The organism is Delftia sp. 60, from assembly GCF_002754395.1.
Taxonomy (GTDB): Bacteria; Pseudomonadota; Gammaproteobacteria; order Burkholderiales; family Burkholderiaceae_C; genus Comamonas; species Comamonas acidovorans.
On the sequence record NZ_PEFD01000001.1, the window covers coordinates 3529538 to 3553739 of the forward strand.

Here is a 24202-nt window from a genome sequence, read left to right on the forward strand (position 1 = left end):
ATTGAGAGGTTGAAATGAGTTTTGCAAGTCAATTTTTTGGCGGAGGCGTGTCGCCGTATCGTGGCTGGAAAATGGCTATTTTCACCACTAACAGCATAATTTTCCCAAAAGCGGGGTACGTGCGGCTGGCAATGCAGGGATCTGGAGGCAGTGGCGCGACTGTTGCGTCGGCGTCGAATGGCGTTGCCGCAACTGGCGGTAACTCTGGGCCTTGGGGCGTCAAGAGTTTCCGCGTTGCTGCCAACGATGCGCTGGTTGTCAATATTGGCGCGGGTGGTGCGCAGCCTACTGGCGGGGTTGCGACTGCAGGCAATCAGGGTGGGGTATCGACTGCTGTACTCAATGGAGCGACGATCCTGACAGCTCAGGGTGGTGAGGGTGGGTTGTTCAGGACATCTGCGGGCACCATCGATGCGCCTGTGCCAGTCGCCACAGTGGCGGGCGGGGACTTCTGGGTGCCCGGCATTCGGGCGGGCAGTGCAACATGCTCGGGGTCGGTACAAGCACTCAGCGCAGGCGCGGCGAGTGATGTGCTTCGCTGCGGTCTTGGGCGGTCTGCCTCTGTTAATGCTGCTGGGGTATTTTCTGGTGGGTGTGTTGGATCGGATGGCGGTTTGACTTCTATCCCATATATAGCTTTTGAAGATTTTGGAATCGTTCCTTCTCCACCCGCGAGTCGTAGTCCTGGACAGGGTGGAGTGCAAGCGAGTTCTTGGCAGGCCGGTCCATTCGCTGGCGGTGCGAATTGCCCTCAGTCCAGCCAGGTAGCAATGGCGCATGGCGGTTACGGCGGAGGTGGAGGCGCCGGGTATTCGCAGACATTCACCGGGATCGGTGGTGGTGCATATGCCTATCTTATTTACGAGCCCGTGGAGTGATTATGCGTATCGAAATACTCAACACAGACGGCACCGTCGCAAACACGATCATCGCAACGCCCGAGGTTGCGGAGCAGCTGCATCAAGGCGCTTGGCGCGTAGCGGCCGAGCAGTACGAGCCCACGCCTTCGGTGGCGCACATCTCCTGCACTCGTCGCCAGGGCCGGCTCGCGCTGCTGATGCTGGGCCTGCTCGAAGCCGCAGAGGCAGCCATTGCCGCAATGCCCGATGGCGCCGACAGGCGCGCGGCTCAGATCGAGTACGAGGCGGACACCTGGGAGCGGCACAACCCGTTTCTGTCCGCTCTTTGGGCGCAGCTCGGCGGCACGCCGGAATCGCTCGATACCGCTTTCGGTCTCGCTGTGACGCTCTGATCCACCCCTACCAACACCAACCCGCTTCGGCGGGTTTTTTCATGCCCGAACAGCCCGGAGGAGGGCCAATGCAAGACGACTACGGCGATGCCATCAACACGCAGACAGCTGCGGCGATCAATGCGCGACTGGATGAGGGGGACGCGCGAATGACTCGCATGGAGCGGGAGCTTTCCGCGAATACGGCGGCCACCGAGCAGGTGCGGGCGAACACGGCCGACCTGGTCGAGGTCTTCCGGGCCGCACAGGGCGCTTTCCGCGTCCTGAACTGGATCGGCAAGGCTGCGAAGCCGCTGGGCTACATCGCTTCAGCCTGCGCCGCGTGCCTCGGCTTCTGGGCGGCGCTGAAAGGACACCTGAAATGAGCAACAAGGCAAAGCTGATCGCCGCCATTGGCGCGGCCGCTGCGGCACTGGCTGTACCTCTGGTTGCCAAGTACGAGGGCGCGGTGCAGGCCACATACCGCGACCCCATCGGCATCATCACCGCCTGCACTGGGCACACTGGCCCAGAGCTGGCCATGGGCCAGACGTTCACGCGCGAGCAGTGCGAGGAAATGCTCTACAAGGATCTGCTCAAGCACACGGCCGCGCTGGAATGCGTGCGACAGCCCATGACGGACGGTCAGAAGGCCGCATTCCTGAGCTTTGCGTTCAACGTGGGCAATGGGGCGTTCTGCGGAAGCACGCTGGCACGCAAGGCCAATGCTGGCGACATGGCAGGCGCGTGCGCGGAGCTGAGCCGCTGGACCTGGGCGGGTGGCAAGCAACTGCCGGGCCTGGTCAATCGCCGCGCAGCTGAGCGGCAGCTTTGCGAAAGGGGGCTGTCGTGATCCCCGCGCTCTACACCCACCTGGGTGCCGCCGCCGTGGCCGCTGCGCTGGTGTGGCAGCTCCAGGGCGCGCGCCTGGGCACCGAGCTGGCCGAGGCCCGTCTGGAAGCCGCCACCCAGCAGCTGGCCACCAGCACCGCGCAGCGCGCGGCCGACGCCCGCGTGCGCCAGGCCGAGCAGGCCATGAACACGAAGTACCAAGGAGCACTCAATGCCGCCCGTGACCGCGAGGCGCTGCTGCGCCGTGATCTTGACCAGCTGCGCGCTGTTGCTGACGGCCTGCGCGAGCAATCCGCAGATGCCGCCCGCCGACTTGCCAGCGCTCCCCCTGCTGCCGTCCTTGAGTACGCCGCTGCCCTCGGAGTCGTATTTGAAGACTGCCGCGCAGCGTATGGGGACATGGCAGCAAAAGCTGCAGGGCACGCAGCTGATGTCCAAACCCTCGACGCCGCCTGGCCCGTGATCCCTATATCAACATTCGTCGGTGCAACAAGCCCGCCTTGATGTGGTTTTGTAAGTACTAAGTTACAATTGCGGGTGCAAAATGTATATTTATTAATAATTTGGAATTTGTGTTATGAGATTTAAAAACCTGCTTCTGCCACTTGTGGTTGCTGTGTCTGCAACTAATTCCTATGCTTGGAATTTCATTTATTCCCATGACGGAAATGGAGTTGCGATTGATGGATCATTGCAAGCGTTGCGCAATGCTGTATCAAATGGGGCCGCTGTGAAAGTTGGAGTGATTCTTCCTGAGCATGAGTGGCAGATAAGTTGTTCTATTACTGCCCTTGGGAGAGAGACAAATAATTCGGTTGTTTGTATAGGAGATAGAGGGTTGGCTACTTATACAATTCCAGGAACTCAATTCGGCAACTCACTCACGCCAGCGCAGTCTCTCGAATTTACAATTAATACTCAAGGCCAATACACACAAGCTGGCGTTGCTCGCAGCAATGGATCATTAATAGCAAATTCCCAATTCCGCTTTCCGATGAGATGGTATGTTGACTGACGCATCAGAACCGCGTTGATGACCTGTTGTTTGCGGCCGATTGCGGAGGGGATGGGCAAGTCCCTTTTACGGAAACCGTCGCGCCTTACGAGGTGCTGCTGCTGGCCGCGCTGATGGTGTGCACGCGGCCTTTGCCCACTACCTAGATCGGCGAGCCATGTCCACTGCAATGTGGCATGCCTCGACCGTCAGGTCATCGAGCGGAGGCACTCGTTTCGAGAGAGCAAGGAGTTTTTGCGGTTCCGTTATCTCAAACTCTCGCAGGACATCCTCCGCGAGTTTGGTCACTAATTGGCAATAGTTCGAACTACCCAGAATCTGAGATGCGTACTCAGTGTATAGGACGAATGCGCCACTTTGGCCTAGCTCTACTAGCTCAACTTCCGCCTTTCCCTGATCGCCCGCGAACCCTACGATTACGTTGTCAAATGAATCATCTTTCCCACGAAAGAACGCCTTTTCTGCGCCGACGCCAGCAGCCGCCAAGAGCACTCGCTGAATTTGTGAGATCTTCGAACTGCCTTGTGGAGGAATAACCCCAGTGTTTCCGCCATCAATGTCCTGTTTGATCGAAACTGATCCGACATAGCACCGAAGTGCCATTGCCATTACTGCATGGCCCGCCTCATGGTATGCGGCTCGTTTTTGGGCAAAGGCGAGCCACTCTGGGTTCATGGGGTCACGGAGGGGATTCATCCGCTCATTTTGCTCGAAAGTGGAAGTGCGGCACGATTTCTTCCATATAGGGGAGGTGCTTGTGACGGCGTCAACACGTACCATGCAGCCATGAGCTTCGATCAGATCGCAATTGCCCTGCTGGGCGCCCTGGCGGCCTGGCTCTCTCAGGCCCGGGGAGAGGGCTCGCGCAAGTGGGCGCCCGTGTTCGGCATGCTGGGGCAGCCGTTCTGGTTCTATGCCAGTTGGCAGGCCGAGCAGTGGGGCATCTTCGCTGTGTCGATCATCTATGCCGGCGCGTGGGCTCGGGGTCTGTGGGTCTACTGGATCTCGCCGCGGCGGCAGCATGGGATGGGCTCGATCCAGCTGGTGCCAGGCCGAAAGCCATGATCCTCACACTGCACATAGACAAGGAAGAGCCCGGCCTCTACACGGCTCGCGTTCTACATTGCCAGGCTGAAGTCGAGGAGTTCCAGTCCGGAACGATTTCCGAAGCTATTCGCGACTGTGCGGAGGCGTCTCTGCAGGGCCTCGATGGATTCCATATCTGGTACGGCCATGTCTCCATCGGCACGACGTCGCTCTATGCCATGCGCTACGACGCCGAGACGCTGGCTCAGCGGCTAGTCAGTCTGCATTCTCAGTTCGATGATTAGGCATGCTTCCGTTAGGCCGGTCCCAAGGGCTGTGGGTGCGGGAATAAGCCTCTGTAGGGCGCATCTGTGCTTGCGCTAGTTTCAGTGAATATTCCCAAATGGTCGTGTAACTCGTTGATTTTTATAATTTGAGAGCCTGACTTTTAATCCGTTGGTCGCGAGTTCGAATCTCGCAGGACCCACCAACTAAATACCAACGAAATAAAGCCCTTACGCCACAAGCGTAGGGGCTTTTTTCTTGTCGTCGGGGGTCTGCTCTGACCAAAACATGACCGCGTTTGCGTACTGGGCCAGATGCTCCGGCGCCAGGTCGGCATATTTCTTCACCATTTCCAGCGTCTTCCAGCCTCCCAGCTCCTTCAGCACGAACAAGGGCGTGCCGGATTGGACATGTCAGCTTGCCCAGGTATGCCGCAGGTCGTGGAAGCGGAAATTCTCGACACCGGCTGCGGCGAAGGCCCGGGCAAGAATTCTCGCGCATCGACCTGCTTCACAGGTGCCCCGGTAGGCCGCGTGAAGACATTGACGCCTTTGGGGCGCGCGTTCAGCACGTCGAGCGCTTCGCTGTTGAGCGGAACCACTCGCGCGGAACCTGATTTGGAAGCATCGGCGCTGACCCACGCCGTCGAGCGCTTGAGGTCCACCTTGTCCCAGGTCAGCGTGAGGATTTCTGCGCTTCGCATGCCTGTGGCAAGGGCAAAGCGGCAGATGTCCCGCATCCAGTCCTGAGACAAGGCCATGATGAAGGCTCGGGCCTGCTGACGGGTCAGGAAACGAATGCGAACCGCTGGCTCCCGGTAGTTGCTGAGAATGGGCGCACGTCCAAGCCACTGCGTCTTCTCGCACATGTTGAGCAGGATCTCAGTGTCATCGCCCTCGCTTCTCTCGCTGGCTGCGCAACTAATTCGGGCATCGTTGACTTGGGAGGAGGCAACTATGTGTATGAGAAGGAGGACATGACGGCCTACAACGGTAGGGCTACCAAGGTGGAGATTCTCAAAGAAGCCGCCGCGTTTTGCTCCAAGCAGGGAAAGCAGATGATTGTGCAAAGCTCTTCGGCAAAGCCATCCACGATCGGTTCATCGTACGCTGGTGCTGAGGTCCAGTTCGCTTGCAAGTGACTATCAGTATTGGCTTCTTCTGAGGCGTAGGCGCAAGAGTTGATCGGCCAACAATGGTCAACGACAGCCCGGTCACTTGGTTTTTTGCAACTTGTAAATTGGAGAAACGCCACTGATCTCGGAGAGGGTCATGTAGTTTTCCATCGCGGCGGCGTCCTGGGGCAGGGCGCCAGCATGATGGCCCTGGCGTTGGCCAGGGCACGGGAGTCAGTTGAACCAGGCCTTCATGGCCTTGAGCAATTCAGAGGGCCGCTTGTACTTGAAGCCGGTCCAGAAGCCGGCGGCGAATATGTCGACAAACGTCAGCAGGATGAGATCGACCATAAGTCAACCGTCAATTGCGGCCAGTACGAGGTCGGCGGTGCTGGCAAAGGACTCGGCCTCCGCCACGGTCTGGGCGTCCATGATGTCGAACTTGGCGCCCTTGAGGTTGTCGTCCAGCTCGCGCAGGTAGTCGGTCGCGGCGCGGTCGTGGACCACCTGCACGAACAGGAAGGTCAGTTCATCGTCGTTCTGCATCCACGATCACCTTGGCGGCAGCCGCACGGTCATCGGGTACGCATCGGTGAAGACGATCACGAAGTCCTTCTTGTCCGACTTGCCGGCCAGCTTGAGAGCGGCAGTCAGCTCTTCTGCCAGAGGTGTGGAGCTGCGTGGGCCACGGGCAGCGAAGACTTCGGCCAGCTTGCAGGCGTCCACGCCAGCGAACGATTCAACGCCCTGGCAGTTGAACACACCAGGCCGATGCCATCACTGTCCAGCCTGGCCAGGCCGCGGGTGGCCGCCTGCGACTGGGTGACGCTGCGCGCCCAGGAGACGGGCGATCCCGTGCCAGAGGCGTGGCGTGCCTATCGGCAGGCCCTGCGCGACATCAGCAGCCCAATGCCTACCAGCAGTCCCAGGCCGCCAGCGGCGCAGGGGCGGGCGCCATCTTGGGCGCCGGCATGTCCGCTGAGGCCATGTTCTTCTGATGCGGGCCACAGACATTGGCCATGCTGCAGTCTCTGGAGAATCCCGGCGCGCTCTTTCAATACAGCCAGGACGAGTTTCGCAATCAGCTGCAGTTGAAAGCGGACCGCCGAGCTGAAGATGCCGACCAGCGTGCAGCCGAGGCCGACGCACTCGCTGCGGCAGCACCCGGGCTCAACATGCAGGAGAAAGCCGAGAGCCTCAAGCAGAAGCGAGAGCTGACCAGTATCCGCGAAGCCCTCGTAAGAGAGGCTGCCCCATCCATCTCGGAAACCAAGATCCCCGGTGTGCGCGCGGGCATCGTGCCGACCCCTGGTGCCGACAACGCCAAGGCCAAATACGACTACGACCCGGTGAAGGTGCAGAAGGCATTGGTGAAACGACCCCGGCTCGTCTTCCGGGGGAAAAGGACACTGTGAAGCGCGACACGGACAAGGAGCGGCGCTTCCAGGAGTTCATGGCCGACAACCCCAACATCAGGGACGTGGACGAGGGACTGGTGAAGTTCAACACCGCAGAAGTGAAGCGCACTCGGGGCTAGAAAGCCGGTCGGGCTTCGGCTGTGCGGGGCGCCATGTCACCTGAAGCCATCACCGCGACGGCCAAGAAGTACAGCATGACTGAGAGCCAAGTTGTCGAACTCCTTCGAGCCCGAGGAGTGATAGGTTCTGAATAGCTGACTTCGCTTGAGAATAGATCTGCGAGTGGGTGATGACTGGACAAAGCGTCAACTTCCGGAGGGTGCTCTGAGGCTATATTTCGTCTGCGGGAAGCTGCGTTCGTAACTTGAACGCATGCGCCTGGGAGGGCGTTTTATGCGTGCGCCTGAAGCTGTGTCAAGGCTTGCGATAAATATTCAGAGGAAATTGGCAATGGGCATCGCTTTTCGTCAGACTGAAATCAACATCAAGATTGCCAAGAAGCAAGGCAAGGAGATTTCCAAGCTTCTGCAGGACAAGGGATGGATAACCGAGGATATGCCGTTGGATGCCGCAATGGCAGCTATTGGCTGGCATGGAAAATATCAAAAAACTCTGCTGATAATTGATGAGATTGATGTTGATAAAATAACCAAACAGGTATCCGAACAGTTTGAGGCTCTGGCTTCTTTTGTACGAGATGGAAGCTTCGTCCGTTTTGAATCAGAGGAGAGCAGTAAAGACTACGCTCTGTGTGTTTTCGAGGGGGGCAAGGCTCATGGCTATGGATGGTTGGGAAACCGTGAAAAAACCGCAGTAGTTACTGCGATTGGGGCTGTGCCCAGCGGGCCATGGAACGAGTATATTCATGACGAATCGCCTTCCCGAGAGAAGCTGACAGATCACCGCTATTGGGCGGTGGTGGCTTGGGAAATGGCGGAAAATATTCAGTTCATTGCCCGGAGTTCCACGAGCTTCAGTGCCAAAGACAAGGATCAATCTTACTGGATCATCCGCGCGTGTGAGGAGGCAAAAACCTCCCTGATCGGGAAACGCCCTCTCCTTGTTCAGGATATCCAGATGTATGAAAAGGGTGTGAGCCAGGTTCCGCAACGCATTGCGAGCGATGTACATGAAGTGAAACTACGCTGGCTAAAAGTGCCGCGCAAGAAGTTGGCAGCGCTGGATTTTGACATCAATGCTGATGAGCTACAGGAGCTTCTCCGTTATCGTGATACATTTGCGCCAGGGAAAGAGTTCTTGGTTGATGGGCAGGAGGGTGTATATCAACCGGAAGTACTTGAATTCCTAGAATATCTGCGTCGAGCATCTTGGTTTCAGCAGCTTTGCAAGCTGGCGAAGGATGGTGAGAAACGTATGGAGGTCATTGCGGAATTTCACGGGCTGATGTCTGATGTAATGGAGACTGCCGATATGAAGGAGCTTTTGTTTAATCTGCATTGGAGCGCTTCCGCTGAGAAGGGAAGCGCTGCCATCGTTTCTGGTGTGAGCAGTGAAGTAATTTCTTCGTATATGGCTGGCGAAATCTACAACGCAATGCAGAGAATCAGCCAACTGGCCGCGACAAAGTAGGGTTGCTGAGAGGCTTCTCTTGTAGGCGAACGCACTTTGCTATCAGCTGACAGTGTGAAGCCTCAGTTCGCGGGCATCAGCACGTCGTGCCAAGCCTGACAGCCTCGACGGGGCTCCATCCGTGAGGTAATGCATGCCCCAGACCCCCCAGAGCACCGCCGATGGCCGGCCCGGCCGGGCGCAGGATCATGATGGGTGGGGTGGCCTTGGGCATGGGCCCCACGCTGCGCACGAGCTGGCGCGAGCAGCGCCTGGAGGCCCGCGCTGGCCGAGGCAAGGCCGCGTGCAGCCACTGTGGCGGTCATCGACCAGCACCAGGTCGTGCCCGCGCCGAAGACCGTGGCCCAACGCAGCCCGCGCTTGCGTGCTTTGGCTAGTTCCAGCTTCACATCCATCTGCGCCTGCAGCGCGCGGTCGCGCTCGATGGCCCAGGTGGTCAACATTGATGCCCGCGACCGCGCCGCTGTGCTGTGGGCGCAGGGCTTGCTCAACGCCACGCCAATTCTGGATTTTTGAAAGAGGACCATCTTGGAAACCAAGGCCGCGCAGATGAGCCGCGACGACATGCAAAAACAAGAAGGTGGACCCGCTTGAACTGCATGGATTGGATGGCTGGCCAGTTGGAAGGCCGGCAGCAGGAAGAGGGCACGCGGCGCAGCAATCCGCGTCCTCAAGGCGTCAGTCGCCCGGGCAGTGGCACTGACGTGCTGCTGCGGTTTCTGGGCCAGGCCCCCGGACGATGGGTCTTCCATTCCGAGCTGGTCCTGGTTCTGGGCTGCAGCAAGGGGGAAATTGATTGGGCATTGCAGTACCTAGTGCGTGAGGGCGAGGTGGAAAGCCGGCTCACGGAGCTGCCAGCTCGTAAGCCAGTGCTGCGGTATCGGCTAAGACTGGGCAGCACGCCACCTGACATTCAGCGTGGTTTGTAGGGAACGCCAAGATCCCATCGAGACTGCCAGTGCGCCACGTACTGCAGGGAGACCTGAGGCATGCCGCGAATGACCACTACATTCTCGGAATTGGCAGTCTCGGCTGACGGCGCGTAGTTGAAGGAGCCGGTTTCTACTGCATCGCCATCCACAATCATTGCTTTGTCATGGTGGATGTGGAAATGATCGTTGGTGCGCAGCTGTACGCCGCCGCGCACGACCAGGTCCATCGCGGCCTTGCTCGTCTTGCCTTCATTGCGTTTCTTGTCCACGACGATGCGCACGTCTACGCCGCGCTGATGAGCAGCCACAAGTGCCTGCGCAATGTCAGGAGCCTGGAAGGCATAGGCCAGCACCTGAATGCTTGTCTTGGCGCTGGCGATTGTGTCCAGCACCAACTTGCGGGCGGAACCTTCGGGTGAGAACCCTACCTGCACGCTCGACTGGGCAAAGGAGGCGATCGGCAGAGCGAGCAGAGCCGCCAGTGCAATGCGAGGAAGGTTTTTCATACGCAGATAGTGCTGCGCCCGCGCTGTCTGCGGGCGCGGCGCCACTTCAATTCACGACTGAAATTTTGAGCGTGTACGCGGACGACTTGCCCTGCCGGGCGGCCGCACGATTGAGGAAGACTCGCACACGGTAGTCACCGCTGGCGGGCAATACGCCGGTCCACTTGGACCCGTCTGCCATTTCGCCGCGGAACAGCGCTTCATCGCTACCAGGTGGGAGCACGTTGAAGTAGGTCGAGGTGGATTTTGTCTCCATCTGCACGGTCATCGTCTGCCCGGCGCCCGCGCGGACCACGTAGTCGCGAGCCTCCACCTTGTTGCCTTGGAGCTTGCCCTGGACGGTGGCGCTCGACATGCCTTTCTTGAAGTTCACCGCAGTAGAGGGAACATCCGCCTGAGCCATCGCTGGCACTTGCACGACTGTGAGGCAGGCGACAAATGCAGCTGTGCAAATTCTGGAAAGCATGCAGGTCCTTTCTAGGAGGCGCATATCGCCCCGTTCACATACAGGCTACCAGACGATCGGGCGCATTGTGCGACAGCCTCCGACGAGCCGCCTCGCAGAGATGACGGTGCCGTCCCAAGCCTGCCACGTTCGGCAGGATGAGCAAGGAACAGAAGCAAGCCCCCAGTGGGAGCGCATTGAGCTGGACTACAGGGCTGGCCCCCCACAACGCGCCCGTAGGACTCTCGCCACCGGAATCTTGCTCAGGGACCGACAGCCTGCATCCCGCTGACGGGGCACCATGCAAGCTCTGAAGAAACAGGAGCAATGAATGGCGATTTCAGAAAAGATCCAGGACCTGCGCAAGTGGGATGACTCTCGCAAGGGATTCACGGGAGAGCACTGGCTGGTGCTCGGTGCTGGCCTATTGGCTCTGCGCCACGCCCGACGGGCGGAAAGTGGCATGGGCCGTGTTGTGAGTGGTGCGCTGGGCACGGCACTGATAGCGCGGGCGGTAACGGGCCGCGATGGTGTGCTGGGAACGGCAGAGCGCTTGGCTGCAAAGCCCACGCTGGCCGAGCGCCTGCAGATCGCCGCGCGCCGCCTGTAGACACGCAGACGAAGAAAAGGCCCGCAGTTGCGGGCCTTGTTTTTTGAGTCGGGGCTGCATCAACGCTGGCGGCGCATGCCTCAGTGCTGGCGCCGCGTCCTCGCTACGCCGACCAAGGCCAGCAGTCCCGACAGCAGCAGCAAGCTCCATTCGCCAAGCGTGGGGATGGCCTGGGCTGACGCGATTGGGGGCGCGAAGGTGATCAGAACGGACCCGTCCGCACCATTCGAATTTCCTGCGCCGCCCATGCCGGCTCCGCTGGTGGCTGCTGCGAATGTGATTCCGGCGCCGTAGCTGCTGCCTCCACCGCCAGCGCCGCCTATGTCGCCAGCGTTGCCTGCGTTCCCGCCGCCGCCGCCGCCACCCCCGTAGCCGCCGCCGCCGCCACCGGCGTTGTAGCCGCCGGCTCCTCCGCCGCCAGCGCCGCCACCGCCCAAACCGGGGCCCATGCTGCCGGCGCTGGCGCCACTGGCTCCTGGTCCTGCAGGACCCACACCGCTGCCGCTGCCGCCTCCGTCATTGCCTGTGGCCGTGCTGCCGTCCCTGCTGCTGGTGCTGCCGCCAGCGCCTCCCGTGCCGTCGGTGCCGATGCCACCGGCCCCGCCCGTGCCAGCCACCGTGCCGCCTGCGCCACCGGGTTGTGCCGCGTTGCCCATCGCTCCGTTGCTGCCGTTGCCACCACCTGCGCCCACTCCCGCATTGCCACCGGAAACTCCAGCGGTGTCGTTGCGGCCGGCGCCGCCTCCGCCGCCCGCCACGGCCAGAACGGTGAGGGCGGATGTGTCGATGATGCTGCTGCTTCCACCGCCCCCTGCGCCGACAGGCCCTCCTGTGGCGCCTCCGCCACCGACGCTGATCAGGAGGTTGTTGGCAGGAGTCACCGCCAAGCTGCCTGTGCCAACGGCGGCGTTTCCTCCTGTCACCATGGATGAGCTGAAAACGCCCCCGCCGCCACCGCCGATGAGGGTGACGGTCATGGTCGTGATGCCTGCAGGTACGGTGCAAACCTGGGGTCCGCCAGCGGCGGTGTACACCGTTCCACTGACGCAGGGCGCCGCCCAGGCCGCAGGGGCCAGGCACGCAGCGCAAGCTGCCAGAAGACGCGCATTCAATATGCCCTTGCGCAGTTCAGGCCAATGCGTGATCCATCTTTGTTGATTGGGTGTCGTTGCTCGCATTTTTCCTCATCCCTTGGTGAATATATTTTGCGAGCGCGATGCTATGTGATGGCCTGAATATTGTCTATTGATGAATTACTTGATTTAGGCTTGTAGGAGCCGTTATGATGCTGTTTGTATATTGATATAAATCAATCAATAGAAAATTCAAATGTATTGAGTTTGAGATTATTGGGTTTTATTTTTTGGATTTATTTTCCAGCTGAATGCCAATAAACCGTCATGGTATGAATCAACGGCAATTAGCTATGCTATTTTTGGTTTTCCTATGCAAAGCACAACGCGAAGTCAACATTGAGGCAGCAGTGCGCGAGCCCATGGCCTGTGCCTGAAGTTGACTCTCACAACCCAAGAAAATCAAACGGTGCCGATTCCTGAAAATTCCGCGTGGCATCGCCCGAGAATGTGTGGTCCTGATCCGGTCCCAGGTCTAGCTTGAGCACCTTGCCTGTTTGCTTGCTGAAGTCCAGTGCCTTGAGGTCCACCCAGAAGGTATTCGGTGTCAGGGCCGACTCGAAGAAATAGAGCTTGCGCTGGTGATCGAACACGGTCCGCCAGCGGGTGGAGGAGATATTGGGCTCCTCCGGCGTATTCAGGCCGTAGGGGACCGAGGCGTTGCGGATCACGCTGAAGACGCTGGCAAGCGCCTTGTTGGGGTCCGGGCTTTTGGGGATGGCGTTGACGTAGAACGATGCGCGGGCAAAGCGGTCGGCGGCCCGGTTGGTGCCGGGCAGCATGGTGGTGCCACCCACTTGCTTCCAATAGGCGTTCAGGGCCAGTTGCTGATCGAAGGTCGGCGAGTTGGTCATGACCTGGTATTCACGACCGTGGTGTATCACCTGCCGGCCGTTGATGTACTCGACGATCGCGCTGTCGCCGCTGGCGTCGGACATCGAGAGATGCAGCGTCGTCAGCCGGTTTTCTCCGGGAACGTTGTCGGAGACGATGGTGAAGGGCTCTTTCTCCAAAGCCGCGACGGCTTCCTTCACGGTGGCGAAGTTGTCCAGCACATATTGCGCCCAGGCCGCAATGGTCAGGCCGGGTTTGCTGCCTGCGCCGAAAGCGGGGTATTGGGATTCCACGAGCCATAGCAGGTTGGCATTCAGGCCGGCCTCATTGACTCCATCGGTGGTGGACACGTCATAGCCCGAGGTGACAACGCTGCCGTACCTGGAAGTCCAACGCAGGGAATTGGGGCCGGCCTTGCCGCTGCGCTCCATGCCGCGCGGCAGTACCCAGAGATTGCTGACGATGTCGCTTTTCCAATCCATGGAGCGTGCCGTCACGACCTGGCCATTCGCACCCAAATAGACAAGGCGAGTACAGGCCCAGGCGCTGGAAAGGGCTGCAAGCCCGGCAAATCCCACCAGCAATGCGCCCACAACGGGACGAATCTGCAATGTGCTTTTCTTCACGGGCTATTCCTTTGTAAGCAAATGGACTGGCGCAGTGTAGGCGGCAGGCATTTGCATCCAGAGTCGGATAAAGCCGCATTGGAGACGGCCAAGGCGATGGCCGATGGTTTTATGGGCGTGGCGAAGGCAACGGCACGCGCGCTGGCAGCACGGTCAGATGGCGTGGCTGAGCATGGGGCTGGCCAGCATTGCCACGGCAAACGAAATGGCGCAGATGGCAGACCACAGAAAGACGAGGAAGAGGTGTCGCATCAGAAGGTTCTCGGCAGTTCGGTGGCGAATGCGGCCCGCAAGGCGCGCAAGCCCCGCGCGTACAGGCGTCCCAGGGGCGAGCGCGACTCCATGCGCAGCAGCAAAGGCTGGTTGCCGCGCATGGGAAAGGCTTCCAGCAGGCTGCGGTGGTAGCGGGCATCCGGGTCCGGGTTGAAGCTTTCTGTCGGAACGACTCGACTCATCTTGTATCTCCGTCACATGATTTGGAGAGGCTTCTGGATACATGCTCTCCTATGGGCTCTATTTCAATTGGTTGCGCGGTGTTTCTGTGCGGGCCAAGGCTGAGGTCGCATGTAGGCCGCGCCTGTACGCCGTGTATGTGTTTTGCGGACGCGCTGTGCGCTGCGTCCTCAGGCCTCGCAGGGGTGCAAGGAGTGGCCTGCAAGCCTCTTTGCGGAGGCTTGCCGTGCCTAGAATTCCTGGTCCCCATTTCATTTGTTTGCCAGGAGTTCCATGTCGTCCCTTGTTCCTCCGCTTCAGATCCGGCCTGTCACACAGGCGGACCACCACCAATGGCTTCCTCTCTGGCAGGGCTACAACGCCTTTTATGGGCGCGCTGGCGAGACGGCGCTGCCCGAAGGCATCACACAGGCCACCTGGGAGCGTTTCCTCAATCCGCTGGAGCCGGTGTTTGCGCTCGTGGCGGAGAGCGAGGGTGAGCTGGTCGGCCTGGCGCACTACCTGTTTCATCGCAGCACCACGCGGCTGGAGCCGGTGTGCTATCTGCAGGATCTGTTTGCCGATGCGCGGCGGCGCAAGCAGGGCATTGGCAAGTCGCTTATCCGTGCGGTCTATGCGCAGTCTGCGCAGGCAGGAGCGCGCCGCGTGTACTGGCAGACGCAGTCCTCCAACGAGGCGGGCCGCGCGCTGTATGACCAGGTGGCCGAGCACCGGGGCTTCATCGTCTACGGGCACGAAGTGCAGGGCTGAGGCTGACGCTTTGTTGTCGGGTAGGCGGCCTGGATACGAAACCTGTTGAAACAGCGGGCGTGCGTTGCCGCCGCAAGGCCTGCGGGCAGCCCGGCAACCCTAGAATCATGCGTTGTCCTATCGCTGCTAGCGCTGCACCCCATGTCCAATCTCATCGTCCACGGCGGCACGCCTTTGCGCGGCCGCGTCGTTCCCTCCGCCAACAAGAATGCCGTGCTGCCGATTCTGTGCGCCACGCTGCTGACCGATCAGCCGCTGCGGCTGCATGGCGTGCCGGACATCACGGATGTGCGCAAGATCCTCGACATCTTTCGCACGCTGGGCAGCGAGGTGCAGCTGGACGAGGCCACGCGCACGCTGCAGCTGCACCACCGCGACACGCGCTTTGACGCGTCCTCGCACCGCCTGCCCGAGGAAATGCGCTCTTCCATCATGCTGGTGCCGCCGCTGCTGGCGCGCTTTGGCGTGGCGCGGCTGGAGGACAACGTCAAGGGCTGCACGTTGGGCGTGCGCGAGATCGATCCGCACGTGGACATCTTTCGCTCCTTTGGCGGAGAGGTGGAACGCGCCAGCGGCTCCCTGCTGATCCACAGTGCCGCGCCGCTCAAGGCCGTGCGCCACTGGCTGGACTATGCATCGGTCACGGCCACGGAGAACTTCGTGCTGTGCGCCGTGGCTGCGCAGGGCGAGTCCATGCTGACCAATGCGGCCTGCGAACCGCACGTGCAGGAGTTCTGCCGCTTCATGGTGATGATGGGTGCTGATATTGACGGTATCGGCACCTCTCGGCTGACGGTGCGCGGCGGTGCGCCGCTGGGCGGCGGCGATTTCACCTTCGAGGAAGACTTCCACGAGATCACCACCTTTCTCGCGCTGGGTGCGATCACGGGCGGCGATGTGGAGGTGCGCAACAGCACTCCGGACAACTTTCCGCTGATCGACCGCACCTTCGCCAAGTTTGGCGTGCAGGTGGAGCACAAGAACGGCTGGTCGCGCGCGCTGCGCTCGGGGCCGCTGAAGGTGCAGACGCCGTTCACCAGCAATGTGCTCACCAAGGTGGAAGCCGCTCCCTGGCCGTACTTTCCGGTGGATCTGCTGCCCATCTTCATTGCGCTGGGTGTGCATGCGCAGGGCAATGCGCTGTTCTGGAACAAGATCTACGATGGCGCGCTGGGCTGGACGGGCGAGCTGTCCAAGTTCGGTGCCCATGTGTTTTCTTCGGACCCGCACCGCGTGGTCACCTTTGGCGGCAATCCGCTGACGCCGGCCGTGGTGGAGAGCCCCTACATCATCCGCGTGGCGATTGCGCTGTTCATGGTCGCCAGCAGCATCGAGGGTCGATCGGAGATCCGCAACGCCACGCCGATTCGCCGTGCGCATCCACACTTTGTCGAGAACCTGCGCAGCCTGGGCGCGCGGGTGGAGTGGACCAACGAGGAGTGAGGTCAGGCGGCGATGCGCAGGCCGCTATGCCTGCGGCGCCGCATCCGAGAATCTCTTGGCCGCCCTGAGCAGGTAGCTCACGGCATAGAGGATGGGGTCGTCCATCTCGTCGTCGTTTACGCGGTCAATGATTTCCAGCAGGCCTTGAAGGTCGGCTGACATCTGCGGCAGCACGCTGCTGGCCAGCGCCTCGACCGGCTGCTCTGCAGCGGCCCGGTCTGCCTTGAGGTGGTAGCTGCGCAGCAGGTCGTGGACACCGACCACCATGGCGCGGTTGGATCTTTCCACATGCATTTCCAGCACGCTCAGCGCCGCGCTGATGTGGCATAGCGCATCGGTCGCCAGGCTCTCCGGATCGGGCGCTCTGGCGAGGGCCTGCGCAAGGCGCGCGGAGGCGGGCATGTCTGTGTCCGGCATGGTTCTGTTCTTGCGCAATAGGTCTGGGGTTCAGTGCTCGTACGCACGAGCATCGGCACGGGCATAGGCATGGGTGCTGGCTTGCCCAGGCCTGGGTCGGGTCGATTCAAATGTTATGCCAACTTGGAATCATGTCAACTAGGCATGAATCTGAATTTGCATCTGGCAGGTACCATCGCCCAATGCAACGAAAACCCTTTCCCAGCGAAACCCAGGAGCGCTTCATCGTCCGTTTCCCGGATGGAATGCGCGATCGCATCTCGGAAGTGGCAAAGGCAGGCCACCGTTCCATGAATGCCGAAATCGTTGCCCGCATACGGCGCAGCTTCGAATTGGATGAAGCCGGCGACACGGCCCAGGCCGGCCCGGACCTGGATGTGGCGGAGTTGAAAAAGGAAATCGCGCGCCTGTGCCGCTTGTTGCAAGAACACAAGGACGCCGCTGCAGGCCTGTTCGAGGCGCACAAGGAGGCCGTGGTGACCGAAGCCCTCAAGCGCCTGCGCTCCGAAGCGGGTGAGGCTGCGTCTTTGCCCAAGGCCACGGGGGATGGCGCGCAGGCCGCCCGTCGCACCAGCAAGAAGACCTGAGGCTGTAGGCCTCAGACCACGCGTATCGTTGCAGCGCGCTGTCGCGCGCCCCGGTTTTTCACGCGTATCGTTGCGTTGGGTGTTAAACAACCTATCCCTTTTTGAAGGCTCTTGCAGCAAAGGACGCAACTATGAACACGGATCAGATCAAGGGCACGCTCAAGGATGCCGCAGGCAAGGTGCAGCAAAAGGCTGGCGAGTTGATCGACAGCCCCGAGCAACAGGCCAAAGGCATCGCCAAGCAGGTCGAAGGCACGGCCCAGAAGAAGCTGGGTGATGTGAAGGAAGTCTTGAAGGACGCGAAAAAATAAGGCATTCACCCTGCCTTTGCGAACAAGCCCGCCACACCCTGGCGGGCTTTTTCTTTTCCACGGATTTCGACGAGTGGGCGTGCGAAGAAGGCGCTCCGCACTTCCTGTTTCAGACGGCCTGCGGCACCCTGCGGCCAGGGTCCGTGGCCACATGCACGCGGTCGCGGCCCGCCTGCTTGGCGGCATACAGCAGGCCGTCGGCGCGCGTCAGCGCATCGGTCAAGGCGGTGTTGGCGGCCACGGGTGCGATGCCGAAGCTGATGGTCACCCGCTGGCCGGCCGCCAGCACATAGCCGTCCGCGCTGAGCTGGGCGCGTATGCGCTGGGCCACGCGCTCGGCCTCCTGGGGCGTGGTGCGCATCAGCAGCAGCACGAATTCCTCGCCGCCAAAGCGTGACACCAGATCGTCGTTGCGCACGTGTTGCTGCAGGGTCTGGGCCACGGCCTGCAATACACGGTCTCCGCAGTCGTGTCCCCAGCTGTCATTGATGCGCTTGAAGTGGTCTATGTCGCCTATCAGCACGGAGATCGGGGCCATGTGCGGATCGGCCAAGCGCAGTTCGGCAGCCTCCTGGAAGGCGCGGCGGTTGAGCAGGTTGGTCAGCGAGTCGTGGTTGCGCTCCTCGCGCAGCGCGGTGAAGACATCGCGCACCGTGCACGCCAGCAGCATGAGGGTGAACAGCAGCGCAAACGACAGCGTGCTGACCAGGGTCACCAGCCAGTAGGTGGAGCGTGCAATCTCATTGAGATCGGTGCTGCCCAGGGCCAGCACCAGCAGCGGCCGGGCAGCGGTGTAGCCGGCAAACACCACGTAGGACCAGTAGAGCATTCTCTCCAACCAATCCTGAGGCGGCCGGCGCCGCAGCATGGCGGGCGCTGGCAGCATCTGCAGCAGGCCCAGGCCGGTGTTGAGCCAGTGCACGCGCACCCACAGATCGACCTGGACCCGGCTGTAGTAGTACAGCGCAGCCAGGACGACGGCGCCTATGAGCAGCCCCAGCAAGGGATGGGCCGAGACGCCATAGCGCCCCGCCATGCAGCGCGCGAAACACCAGGTGCCGAACAGATACATGGCGCCCGTGAACACCGCCCAGTGGTGAAGTTCTTCCCGGGGTGCAAGGCTTTGCCAGGCCAGCGCCAGAGAAACCAGGGCGTATCCGCCCGCAATCCACAGCAGGTAACGCTGGCGCCGCTGCACCAGCCAGCACACGGCCAGCGTGCAACTGAGCAGCAAAATGCTCAGCGGCGCAATCAATACATAGAGGCGATCGGTATCGAGTGACACATCCACAGCGTGTTATGCACTTGCAGGTGCGGGTGGCGACAGCTTCGCGATTGCGGCATTGAATGGTGCTGCATTCCGAAGCGCCGGTCCATTTTGCATCCGTTGCCACGGCGCTTGCGGCCGCATGGCGCATGTTCCGCGTTGTGCACGGCTGGCAATATCGGGCCTACCCGTGCGGCGGCCTCAAGTCCCGGGCATTTGTGACGAAAAAGCAGGTCATCTTTTCCGGATTGGTGGCCTATGCCGATATGGCAAGGCGTTGCGCCGGAAAACGGTCGCCGCTGATGTGCGCGGCCTGTTGTTTCACCTTTCCTGTATTCGGTTTTTCCGACGAGAGTGCTACGAATGAAATTTGATCAATGGAGCGTGTCCGCCAAGCTTTGGGGCACGCTGGGCGGCTTGCTGGCGATGATGCTTGCGGTATCGCTTTGGGCACAGTTTGCGGCGGCTCGCGCCATGGACCACGGCATGCAGACGCTGTCCGAGTACGAGAGTCGCATCAGCCTGGCCATTCAATGGAAGGGCGCAACGGAGACCACGGGCGAGCGGGTTCTGGCCAGCAATGCCTCCACCGATGAGGAACTGACCCGCCTGCTCGACGGCCGGGTCAAGGAAGGCTCGGCACTGATCACCAAGCTGCAGGCCGAGATCGTCAAGGGCGCCAGTGATGCCGACAAGGCGGCGCTGGAGCGCATTGCCGCCATCCGCGCCGAGGTGCTGGCACTGAACAAGCGGGCGCGCGAGATCAAGTTGACCGGCGATGCAGCGGCATTCCGCAAGTTCGTCCAGCAGCAGTACCTGGGCGCCATTGGCCGCTACGTGGACTCGCTGGAAGTCTTCGTGCAGCTGCAGCGCAGCCAGCGCGATGCAGCCCGCGAGCAGGCCCAGGCCGCCCGGCAGCAGGCCAGCGTGCTGGCCTGGATCGTCCAGGGCGTGGTCCTTCTGGCGGGCCTGGCGCTGGCCTTGGTGCTGACGCGAGCCATCACCCGCCCCCTGGAACGTGCCGTGCAGCTGACGGACGCCATCGCCCAGGGCGACCTCACGGTGTCGGCCGATGACAGTCGCAAGGACGAGTTCGGCCACCTGCTGCGCTCGGTCTCGGGCATGGCGGCGCGGCTGCGCGGGCTGGTGACGGAGGTGCGTGACAGCGTGCATTCCATCTCCACCGCATCCACCGAGATTGCCGCGGGCAACCACAACCTGTCTTCGCGCACCGAGCAGACGGCGTCCAATCTGGAGGAAACGGCCGCCAGCATGGAACAACTGACCGCCACCGTTGGCCAGGCGGCCGACACCGCGCGCCAGGCCAATCATCTGGCCGGCAGCGCCGCCCAGGCCGCCGAGCGCGGCGGCGCCGTGGTGGGCCATGTGGTGGCCAGCATGGATCGCATCGGCGACAGCGCGCGCCGCATCTCCGACATCATCGGTGTCATCGACTCCATTGCCTTCCAGACCAACATCCTGGCGCTGAACGCTGCCGTGGAAGCGGCCCGCGCAGGCGAGCAGGGCCGCGGCTTTGCCGTGGTGGCCGGTGAAGTGCGGGCCCTGGCCCATCGCAGCGCCGAGGCCGCCAAGGAGATCAAGGTGCTGATCAGCACCTCGGTCGATGCCGCGCAGGAAGGCTCGGCCCAGGTGGCCCAGGCTGGCCAGGTGATGGATGACATCGTGGGCAGCGTGCGCAAGGTCTCGGACATGATCGGCGAGATCACGGCATCTTCCACGGAGCAGCGCGACGGCATTGGCCAGGTCAACCAGGCAGTCAGCCAGCTGGACCAGATGACGCAGCAAAACGCGGCTCTCGTGGAGGAGTCCGCAGCGGCGGCCGCCGCCCTCAGCGACCAGGCGCAGCGCCTGTCGGGCATGGTGGCCGTGTTCAAGGTGGGCCATGCCGTGCCAGCCTTGCGTTGACCAGCACCAAGGCGCAATAACACACGCAGAAAAAAGGACCGCCCGAGGGCGGTCCTTGAAGAGAAAAGCCGGTGCCCTTGCGGGCCTGCCAGGGTAAGTCAGTGAGAGGGGAGGGAGGAGATAGTCTCCCTGGCCCGGCTGGAAAATGGTTCGTGGTGGCTGCGGATCGCTCCAGTGGCCGCCTGGACTTTGTCGCTGCGTGGTTGCATCCACATGGCTTGCGCTTGCTGCAAAGGCGCGGCCAACATGATTTTGGAGAGCAGGGCTGTAGGACAGTTCCCTGTGTGATACCTGCTGTTTCCCTTGTTGTGATTGCTTGGGTACCGAAACATGCCGGCACCCATCGGTTCACGCATCTGCACTACATTGAAGAATTTGTAACTTCTGAGCAATAGGGTTAACCCGTTGCTTCTGGCAGCAAAAAGCCCGCACTTGGCGGGCTCTGTCGCAGCTTGGCGGCTGCCAGGGGGCGGGCTGCGCCGGACCTCATATGGCGAAGGGAGTGCGGTCCTTGCCTTCGATCCAGCGGGGCTGCTTGCCACGGCCGGTCCAGGTTGCGCCCGTGGCCGGGTCGCGGTACTTGGGGACGCCGACCACGCGGAAACCGCCACCAGCCTTGGCTTTGGACGAAGGGAAGACGTCGGCCTCGGTCAATCCGTATTGGTCGATGATGGTGCGCACCTGGGCAATGGCTCCGGACTTCTCGGTCTTGAGCACTTCGGCGATCTGGGCTTCGAGATGGGCTTTCTGCTGCAGCAGTGTCTTGTAGTCGGTAGTCATGTATATCAATGGATGTTGATCTGCCAATATAAAGGAATCTTAGGAGACTTTTGGCAAAGTGAGCCTACACTGCCGCGCAACACCCGGACGACGACAGGCGTATTGCCTGGAACCTGTCTGAGAACGGATTCCCATCTTGCCCGAGTCTAGGCGAGTCGGACGCTGATTTTTGTAGCGTATGGAAACCGGGCCATCGCGTCTGCCACAGCGGCGCAGGTGCTGGGGAACAGGGCTGTGTAGCAGGCGCCGGCCACTTTGATGATGCATCGCTTCATGTTTCTCTTCCCTTGAATGACAGATCTGCCTTCTTATCGGCATTTTTGTATCAAGGTGAAACACTTTCTTGCCCGGCTCCCTGCCGGCCCCCGATGGGAAGCCACTCTCGATCAATGGCAGTCCATGCAAGGGAAGAAAAGGCCGCGTGGTGCACCCCAAAAATATGAGGGAGGGAAAAACACAGGGTGCGCGGCGCAAACGGCAGGGTCCTGGAATCAAGGCGCTGGCGTTTGCGACAGAAAAATCCCGCAGCCAGGGCGGCAAGTGTCTGTGTTACAAATTGACACTATAGCACGCATCCTTCAAGCTTGTGACTGGTTCTTGCAAAAGGCTGACAACTGCAGCTTGGGCGGCGCTGCCAGCAATGCAGTGCCTGCACGAAGAGGCTAGCCAGCGGGCTTCTTCGCAAGCAAGAAGCAGGCAATTACAAGGGCAAGTACGCACTCTTCGAGCTCTGGCGGCCGATGCGTCTCGGATAGGCTCGGTGGGCATTCACAGCCCTCGTTTTGCCTTCACTACGCATCATGTTTCAAACACTTCGTGCCCGCCTGATCCTCATCTGCGTAGCAATCACCGTGGCCGCACTGTTCGCGCTGTCCATGGCCACCTTCTGGACGGCGCGCAGCAGCACGCTGTCCGATATCGACGAAAACATCGGCCAGCTCACGCGGGCCCATGCATCCACACTGACCGACTGGGTTCAGGACAAGCAGCGCATCACCGGCTCATTGAAGAAGGCGGTGGACCAGCCGGACCCCATCCCCTTCCTGCTGGCCGGCCAGCAGGCTGGCGGCTTCGATGACGCCTATTTCGTCCATGCCGACAAGCGCGCCGTGTTCACCCATCCCATGCCGGAGAACTACGACGGCACCCAGCGCGACTGGTTCAAGCAGGCCGTGCGCGAAGGCCGGCCGGGCGTGACGCCGGCCTATGTCGATGCCAGCACCGGCGAGCTGACCATCAGCTTTGTCGATCCGGTCGGCAGCTCGGGCGCCATCACGGCCGTTGTCGGCACTGATGTGCGGTTGGCCGCCATGTCCAGGAAAGTGGCCGCCATCCGTCCCCAGGAAAAAAGCTTTGCCTTTCTGATTGATGGCGAAGGCCGCCTGCTGGCCTACGCCAAGCCCGAACTGGCGCTCAAGCCCGCTTCCGCGATTGCCCCTGAACTCGATGCCGCGCTGATCAAGCGCCTGGCCGAGCAGGGCGGCCGCGCCGATCTGGTGCTCGATGGCGAGCCGCAGATGCTCTACGCCGCCAAGGTCGAGGGCACGCCCTGGACGCTGGCCGTGGTGATCGACCGCGCACAGGCCACGGATTCGGTGCGGGCGCTGCTGCAGGTGGCCGCCCTCATCACCGTGCTGTCCGTGCTGGGCGCGGCGGTGCTGCTGACCGTGGCGCTGCGCCGCATGCTCAACCGCCTGGCCGTGGCACGCGATGCGCTGCAGGACATCGCCTCGGGCGAAGGCGATCTGACCCGCCGCCTCACCTCCGCCGGCCGCGATGAGCTGGCGCAGATCGGCCAGTCCTTCAACCAGTTCGTGGACAAGATCGCCACGGTGCTGCTGCGCATTCGCGAGTCGTCGGAATCGGTGCGCATGGCGTCGGCAGAGATTGCGGGTGGCAACCAGGACCTGTCGTCACGCACCGAGCAGCAGGCCAGCTCGCTGGAGCAGACGGCAGCCGCCATGGAGCAGATCACGGCAACCGTGCAGCAGAACGCGGCCAATGCCCGCCAGGCCAGCGAGCTGGCCACCAGCGCCTCGCAGATCGCCACCCAGGGCGGAGAGGCCGTCGGCCAGGTGGTGCAGACCATGGGCGGCATCGAGGCCTCGGCCCGCAAGATCGAAAGCATCATCGGCGTGATCGACTCCATTGCCTTCCAGACCAACATCCTGGCGCTGAACGCGGCGGTGGAAGCGGCGCGCGCCGGCGAGCAGGGTCGGGGCTTTGCCGTGGTCGCCAGCGAGGTGCGCACGCTGGCGCAACGCAGCGCCACGGCGGCCAGGGAGATCAAGGCGCTGATCGATGATTCCGTGGGCCAGATCGACACGGGCAGCCGCCTGGTGCGCAATGCGGGCACCACCATCGACCAGGCCGTGGACGGCGTGCGCAAGCTCAGCACGCTGGTGGCCGAGATCAGCAACGCCAGCCAGGAGCAAAGCCGTGGCATTGCCGAGGTGGGCAGCGCCATCGGCCAGATGGACCAGGTCACGCAGCAGAACGCTGCCCTGGTGGAGGAGGTCACGGCCGCAGCGCAGTCGCTGCAGCAGCAGGCGGTGCAGCTGGCGCAGGCCGTGGCGGGCTTCAAGCTCGACGAAGGAAACGGCGCCCGCCGCCTGCGCTGAGCGCTGGCAAAACGCCGAGGCGGTGCCTGG

The 24202-nt window shown here is 61.5% G+C and carries 34 protein-coding genes; 21 read left to right on the forward strand and 13 right to left on the reverse strand.

Annotated features, from left to right (window positions below; all coding sequences use genetic code 11):
• Positions 1 to 880: 880 nt before the first annotated feature.
• The 5 genes from CLV01_RS15980 (at position 881) to CLV01_RS28760 (ending at position 3098) form a co-directional block, all read left to right on the forward strand.
• On the forward strand, positions 881 to 1252 hold the full coding sequence (locus CLV01_RS15980; protein WP_099733837.1) for a hypothetical protein: 372 nt from the start codon (positions 881 to 883) through the stop codon (positions 1250 to 1252).
• 68 nt (positions 1253 to 1320) lie between these two features.
• Positions 1321 to 1617, forward strand: a complete 297-nt coding sequence (locus CLV01_RS15985; protein ID WP_034363937.1) for a hypothetical protein — start codon at positions 1321 to 1323, stop codon at positions 1615 to 1617.
• Complete coding sequence (locus CLV01_RS15990) at positions 1614 to 2084, forward strand: lysozyme (protein ID WP_099733836.1); 471 nt, start codon at positions 1614 to 1616, stop codon at positions 2082 to 2084. Before CLV01_RS15985 ends, CLV01_RS15990 begins: the two co-directional genes overlap by 4 nt.
• Positions 2081 to 2587 carry a hypothetical protein gene (locus CLV01_RS15995; RefSeq protein ID WP_099733835.1) on the forward strand — a complete coding sequence of 169 codons (507 nt, stop codon included), beginning with the start codon at positions 2081 to 2083 and terminating at the stop codon, positions 2585 to 2587. The genes CLV01_RS15990 and CLV01_RS15995 overlap by 4 nt, the downstream gene beginning before the upstream one ends.
• Positions 2588 to 2660: 73 nt before the next feature.
• Entirely contained in the window at positions 2661 to 3098 is a 438-nt protein-coding gene (locus CLV01_RS28760; RefSeq protein WP_143290056.1) for a hypothetical protein, read from the forward strand.
• A gap of 138 nt (positions 3099 to 3236) precedes the next feature.
• Here CLV01_RS28760 and CLV01_RS28765 read toward each other — a convergent pair whose 3' ends face one another.
• On the reverse strand, positions 3237 to 3773 hold the full coding sequence (locus CLV01_RS28765; protein WP_143290055.1) for a hypothetical protein: 537 nt from the start codon (positions 3771 to 3773) through the stop codon (positions 3237 to 3239).
• A 111-nt stretch (positions 3774 to 3884) separates the two neighbouring features.
• Between CLV01_RS28765 and CLV01_RS16000 the strand changes: the two genes are divergently transcribed.
• Positions 3885 to 4163 (forward strand): hypothetical protein, encoded by a 279-nt coding sequence (locus CLV01_RS16000; protein ID WP_099733834.1) that lies wholly within the window; start codon positions 3885 to 3887, stop codon positions 4161 to 4163.
• A complete protein-coding gene (locus CLV01_RS16005; RefSeq protein WP_099733833.1) occupies positions 4160 to 4429 on the forward strand; it encodes a hypothetical protein in 270 nt (89 codons plus the stop codon). Before CLV01_RS16000 ends, CLV01_RS16005 begins: the two co-directional genes overlap by 4 nt.
• 210 nt (positions 4430 to 4639) lie before the next feature.
• Here the strand turns inward: CLV01_RS16005 and CLV01_RS29590 are convergent, their stop codons facing one another.
• Both CLV01_RS29590 and CLV01_RS29595 read right to left on the reverse strand, forming a co-directional pair.
• Positions 4640 to 4801: a hypothetical protein gene (locus CLV01_RS29590; protein WP_257221328.1), complete on the reverse strand. Its 162-nt coding sequence runs from the start codon at positions 4799 to 4801 to the stop codon at positions 4640 to 4642.
• The gene (locus CLV01_RS29595) at positions 4789 to 5277 is read right to left on the reverse strand and encodes a site-specific integrase (protein WP_257221329.1); all 489 of its coding nucleotides are present in this window, start codon (positions 5275 to 5277) and stop codon (positions 4789 to 4791) included. The genes CLV01_RS29590 and CLV01_RS29595 overlap by 13 nt, the downstream gene beginning before the upstream one ends.
• Before the next feature lie 108 nt (positions 5278 to 5385).
• Here CLV01_RS29595 and CLV01_RS29165 point away from each other — a divergent pair, with 108 nt between their 5' ends.
• Positions 5386 to 5550 (forward strand): hypothetical protein, encoded by a 165-nt coding sequence (locus CLV01_RS29165; RefSeq protein ID WP_180288408.1) that lies wholly within the window; start codon positions 5386 to 5388, stop codon positions 5548 to 5550.
• Positions 5551 to 5877: 327 nt separating this feature from the next.
• On the opposite strand, the gene CLV01_RS29170 is transcribed toward CLV01_RS29165, so the two are convergent.
• Positions 5878 to 6069 (reverse strand): hypothetical protein, encoded by a 192-nt coding sequence (locus CLV01_RS29170; protein ID WP_180288409.1) that lies wholly within the window; start codon positions 6067 to 6069, stop codon positions 5878 to 5880.
• Between the two features lie 6 nt (positions 6070 to 6075).
• Positions 6076 to 6249 (reverse strand): hypothetical protein, encoded by a 174-nt coding sequence (locus CLV01_RS29175; protein ID WP_180288410.1) that lies wholly within the window; start codon positions 6247 to 6249, stop codon positions 6076 to 6078.
• 45 nt (positions 6250 to 6294) lie between these two features.
• Here CLV01_RS29175 and CLV01_RS29915 point away from each other — a divergent pair, with 45 nt between their 5' ends.
• The 5 genes from CLV01_RS29915 to CLV01_RS29185 all read left to right on the forward strand — a co-directional run bounded on the left by CLV01_RS29915 (position 6295) and on the right by CLV01_RS29185 (position 9047).
• Complete coding sequence (locus CLV01_RS29915; protein WP_180288411.1) at positions 6295 to 6618, forward strand: phage tail assembly chaperone; 324 nt, start codon at positions 6295 to 6297, stop codon at positions 6616 to 6618.
• Positions 6543 to 6938, forward strand: a complete 396-nt coding sequence (locus CLV01_RS16025; protein ID WP_143290053.1) for a hypothetical protein — start codon at positions 6543 to 6545, stop codon at positions 6936 to 6938. Before CLV01_RS29915 ends, CLV01_RS16025 begins: the two co-directional genes overlap by 76 nt.
• Positions 6935 to 7060 (forward strand): hypothetical protein, encoded by a 126-nt coding sequence (locus CLV01_RS29600; RefSeq protein ID WP_257221330.1) that lies wholly within the window; start codon positions 6935 to 6937, stop codon positions 7058 to 7060. The genes CLV01_RS16025 and CLV01_RS29600 overlap by 4 nt, the downstream gene beginning before the upstream one ends.
• Positions 7061 to 7391: 331 nt before the next feature.
• Positions 7392 to 8531 (forward strand): hypothetical protein, encoded by a 1140-nt coding sequence (locus tag CLV01_RS16030; RefSeq protein WP_257221331.1) that lies wholly within the window; start codon positions 7392 to 7394, stop codon positions 8529 to 8531.
• Between the two features lie 294 nt (positions 8532 to 8825).
• Positions 8826 to 9047: a hypothetical protein gene (locus CLV01_RS29185; RefSeq protein WP_180288412.1), complete on the forward strand. Its 222-nt coding sequence runs from the start codon at positions 8826 to 8828 to the stop codon at positions 9045 to 9047.
• Positions 9048 to 9444: 397 nt separating this feature from the next.
• Here the strand turns inward: CLV01_RS29185 and CLV01_RS16045 are convergent, their stop codons facing one another.
• Together CLV01_RS16045 and CLV01_RS16050 are read right to left on the reverse strand one after the other, a co-directional pair.
• Positions 9445 to 9969: a phospholipase D family nuclease gene (locus CLV01_RS16045; protein WP_043821141.1), complete on the reverse strand. Its 525-nt coding sequence runs from the start codon at positions 9967 to 9969 to the stop codon at positions 9445 to 9447.
• A gap of 46 nt (positions 9970 to 10015) precedes the next feature.
• A complete protein-coding gene (locus CLV01_RS16050) occupies positions 10016 to 10435 on the reverse strand; it encodes a hypothetical protein (RefSeq protein WP_099735130.1) in 420 nt (139 codons plus the stop codon).
• Positions 10436 to 10745: 310 nt separating this feature from the next.
• Here CLV01_RS16050 and CLV01_RS16055 point away from each other — a divergent pair, with 310 nt between their 5' ends.
• Positions 10746 to 11024: a hypothetical protein gene (locus CLV01_RS16055; RefSeq protein ID WP_099733826.1), complete on the forward strand. Its 279-nt coding sequence runs from the start codon at positions 10746 to 10748 to the stop codon at positions 11022 to 11024.
• 80 nt (positions 11025 to 11104) lie between these two features.
• Here the strand turns inward: CLV01_RS16055 and CLV01_RS29835 are convergent, their stop codons facing one another.
• From CLV01_RS29835 to CLV01_RS16070, 3 genes are all read right to left on the reverse strand, one after another.
• Positions 11105 to 12001, reverse strand: coding sequence for an IPTL-CTERM sorting domain-containing protein (locus CLV01_RS29835; protein ID WP_306563448.1), 897 nt, complete (start codon positions 11999 to 12001; stop codon positions 11105 to 11107).
• A 542-nt stretch (positions 12002 to 12543) separates the two neighbouring features.
• Positions 12544 to 13596, reverse strand: coding sequence for a linear amide C-N hydrolase (locus tag CLV01_RS16065; RefSeq protein WP_257221585.1), 1053 nt, complete (start codon positions 13594 to 13596; stop codon positions 12544 to 12546).
• Between the two features lie 272 nt (positions 13597 to 13868).
• Positions 13869 to 14072 (reverse strand): hypothetical protein, encoded by a 204-nt coding sequence (locus CLV01_RS16070; RefSeq protein ID WP_099733823.1) that lies wholly within the window; start codon positions 14070 to 14072, stop codon positions 13869 to 13871.
• A 271-nt stretch (positions 14073 to 14343) separates the two neighbouring features.
• On the opposite strand from CLV01_RS16070, the gene CLV01_RS16075 reads away from it, so the two are divergent.
• Together CLV01_RS16075 and CLV01_RS16080 are read left to right on the forward strand one after the other, a co-directional pair.
• Positions 14344 to 14820 carry a GNAT family N-acetyltransferase gene (locus CLV01_RS16075; protein ID WP_099733822.1) on the forward strand — a complete coding sequence of 159 codons (477 nt, stop codon included), beginning with the start codon at positions 14344 to 14346 and terminating at the stop codon, positions 14818 to 14820.
• Positions 14821 to 14961: 141 nt separating this feature from the next.
• On the forward strand, positions 14962 to 16263 hold the full coding sequence (locus CLV01_RS16080; RefSeq protein WP_013802678.1) for a UDP-N-acetylglucosamine 1-carboxyvinyltransferase: 1302 nt from the start codon (positions 14962 to 14964) through the stop codon (positions 16261 to 16263).
• 24 nt (positions 16264 to 16287) lie between these two features.
• On the opposite strand, the gene CLV01_RS16085 is transcribed toward CLV01_RS16080, so the two are convergent.
• Positions 16288 to 16680 (reverse strand): hypothetical protein, encoded by a 393-nt coding sequence (locus CLV01_RS16085; protein ID WP_034392958.1) that lies wholly within the window; start codon positions 16678 to 16680, stop codon positions 16288 to 16290.
• Positions 16681 to 16862: 182 nt separating this feature from the next.
• Here CLV01_RS16085 and CLV01_RS16090 point away from each other — a divergent pair, with 182 nt between their 5' ends.
• The gene (locus CLV01_RS16090; protein WP_043820919.1) at positions 16863 to 17267 is read left to right on the forward strand and encodes an Arc family DNA-binding protein; all 405 of its coding nucleotides are present in this window, start codon (positions 16863 to 16865) and stop codon (positions 17265 to 17267) included.
• A 131-nt stretch (positions 17268 to 17398) separates the two neighbouring features.
• Complete coding sequence (locus tag CLV01_RS16095; RefSeq protein ID WP_012205309.1) at positions 17399 to 17578, forward strand: CsbD family protein; 180 nt, start codon at positions 17399 to 17401, stop codon at positions 17576 to 17578.
• A 109-nt stretch (positions 17579 to 17687) separates the two neighbouring features.
• Here the strand turns inward: CLV01_RS16095 and CLV01_RS16100 are convergent, their stop codons facing one another.
• Positions 17688 to 18863, reverse strand: coding sequence for a GGDEF domain-containing protein (locus CLV01_RS16100; protein ID WP_232240334.1), 1176 nt, complete (start codon positions 18861 to 18863; stop codon positions 17688 to 17690).
• Between the two features lie 62 nt (positions 18864 to 18925).
• Here CLV01_RS16100 and CLV01_RS28770 point away from each other — a divergent pair, with 62 nt between their 5' ends.
• Positions 18926 to 19219 (forward strand): hypothetical protein, encoded by a 294-nt coding sequence (locus CLV01_RS28770; protein WP_143290052.1) that lies wholly within the window; start codon positions 18926 to 18928, stop codon positions 19217 to 19219.
• Positions 19209 to 20771 carry a methyl-accepting chemotaxis protein gene (locus CLV01_RS16105; RefSeq protein WP_099733821.1) on the forward strand — a complete coding sequence of 521 codons (1563 nt, stop codon included), beginning with the start codon at positions 19209 to 19211 and terminating at the stop codon, positions 20769 to 20771. Before CLV01_RS28770 ends, CLV01_RS16105 begins: the two co-directional genes overlap by 11 nt.
• A 486-nt stretch (positions 20772 to 21257) precedes the next feature.
• On the opposite strand, the gene CLV01_RS16110 is transcribed toward CLV01_RS16105, so the two are convergent.
• Positions 21258 to 21551 carry an H-NS histone family protein gene (locus CLV01_RS16110; RefSeq protein WP_012205312.1) on the reverse strand — a complete coding sequence of 98 codons (294 nt, stop codon included), beginning with the start codon at positions 21549 to 21551 and terminating at the stop codon, positions 21258 to 21260.
• An 800-nt stretch (positions 21552 to 22351) separates the two neighbouring features.
• Between CLV01_RS16110 and CLV01_RS16115 the strand changes: the two genes are divergently transcribed.
• On the forward strand, positions 22352 to 24172 hold the full coding sequence (locus CLV01_RS16115) for a methyl-accepting chemotaxis protein (RefSeq protein ID WP_013802673.1): 1821 nt from the start codon (positions 22352 to 22354) through the stop codon (positions 24170 to 24172).
• Positions 24173 to 24202: the final 30 nt, after the last annotated feature.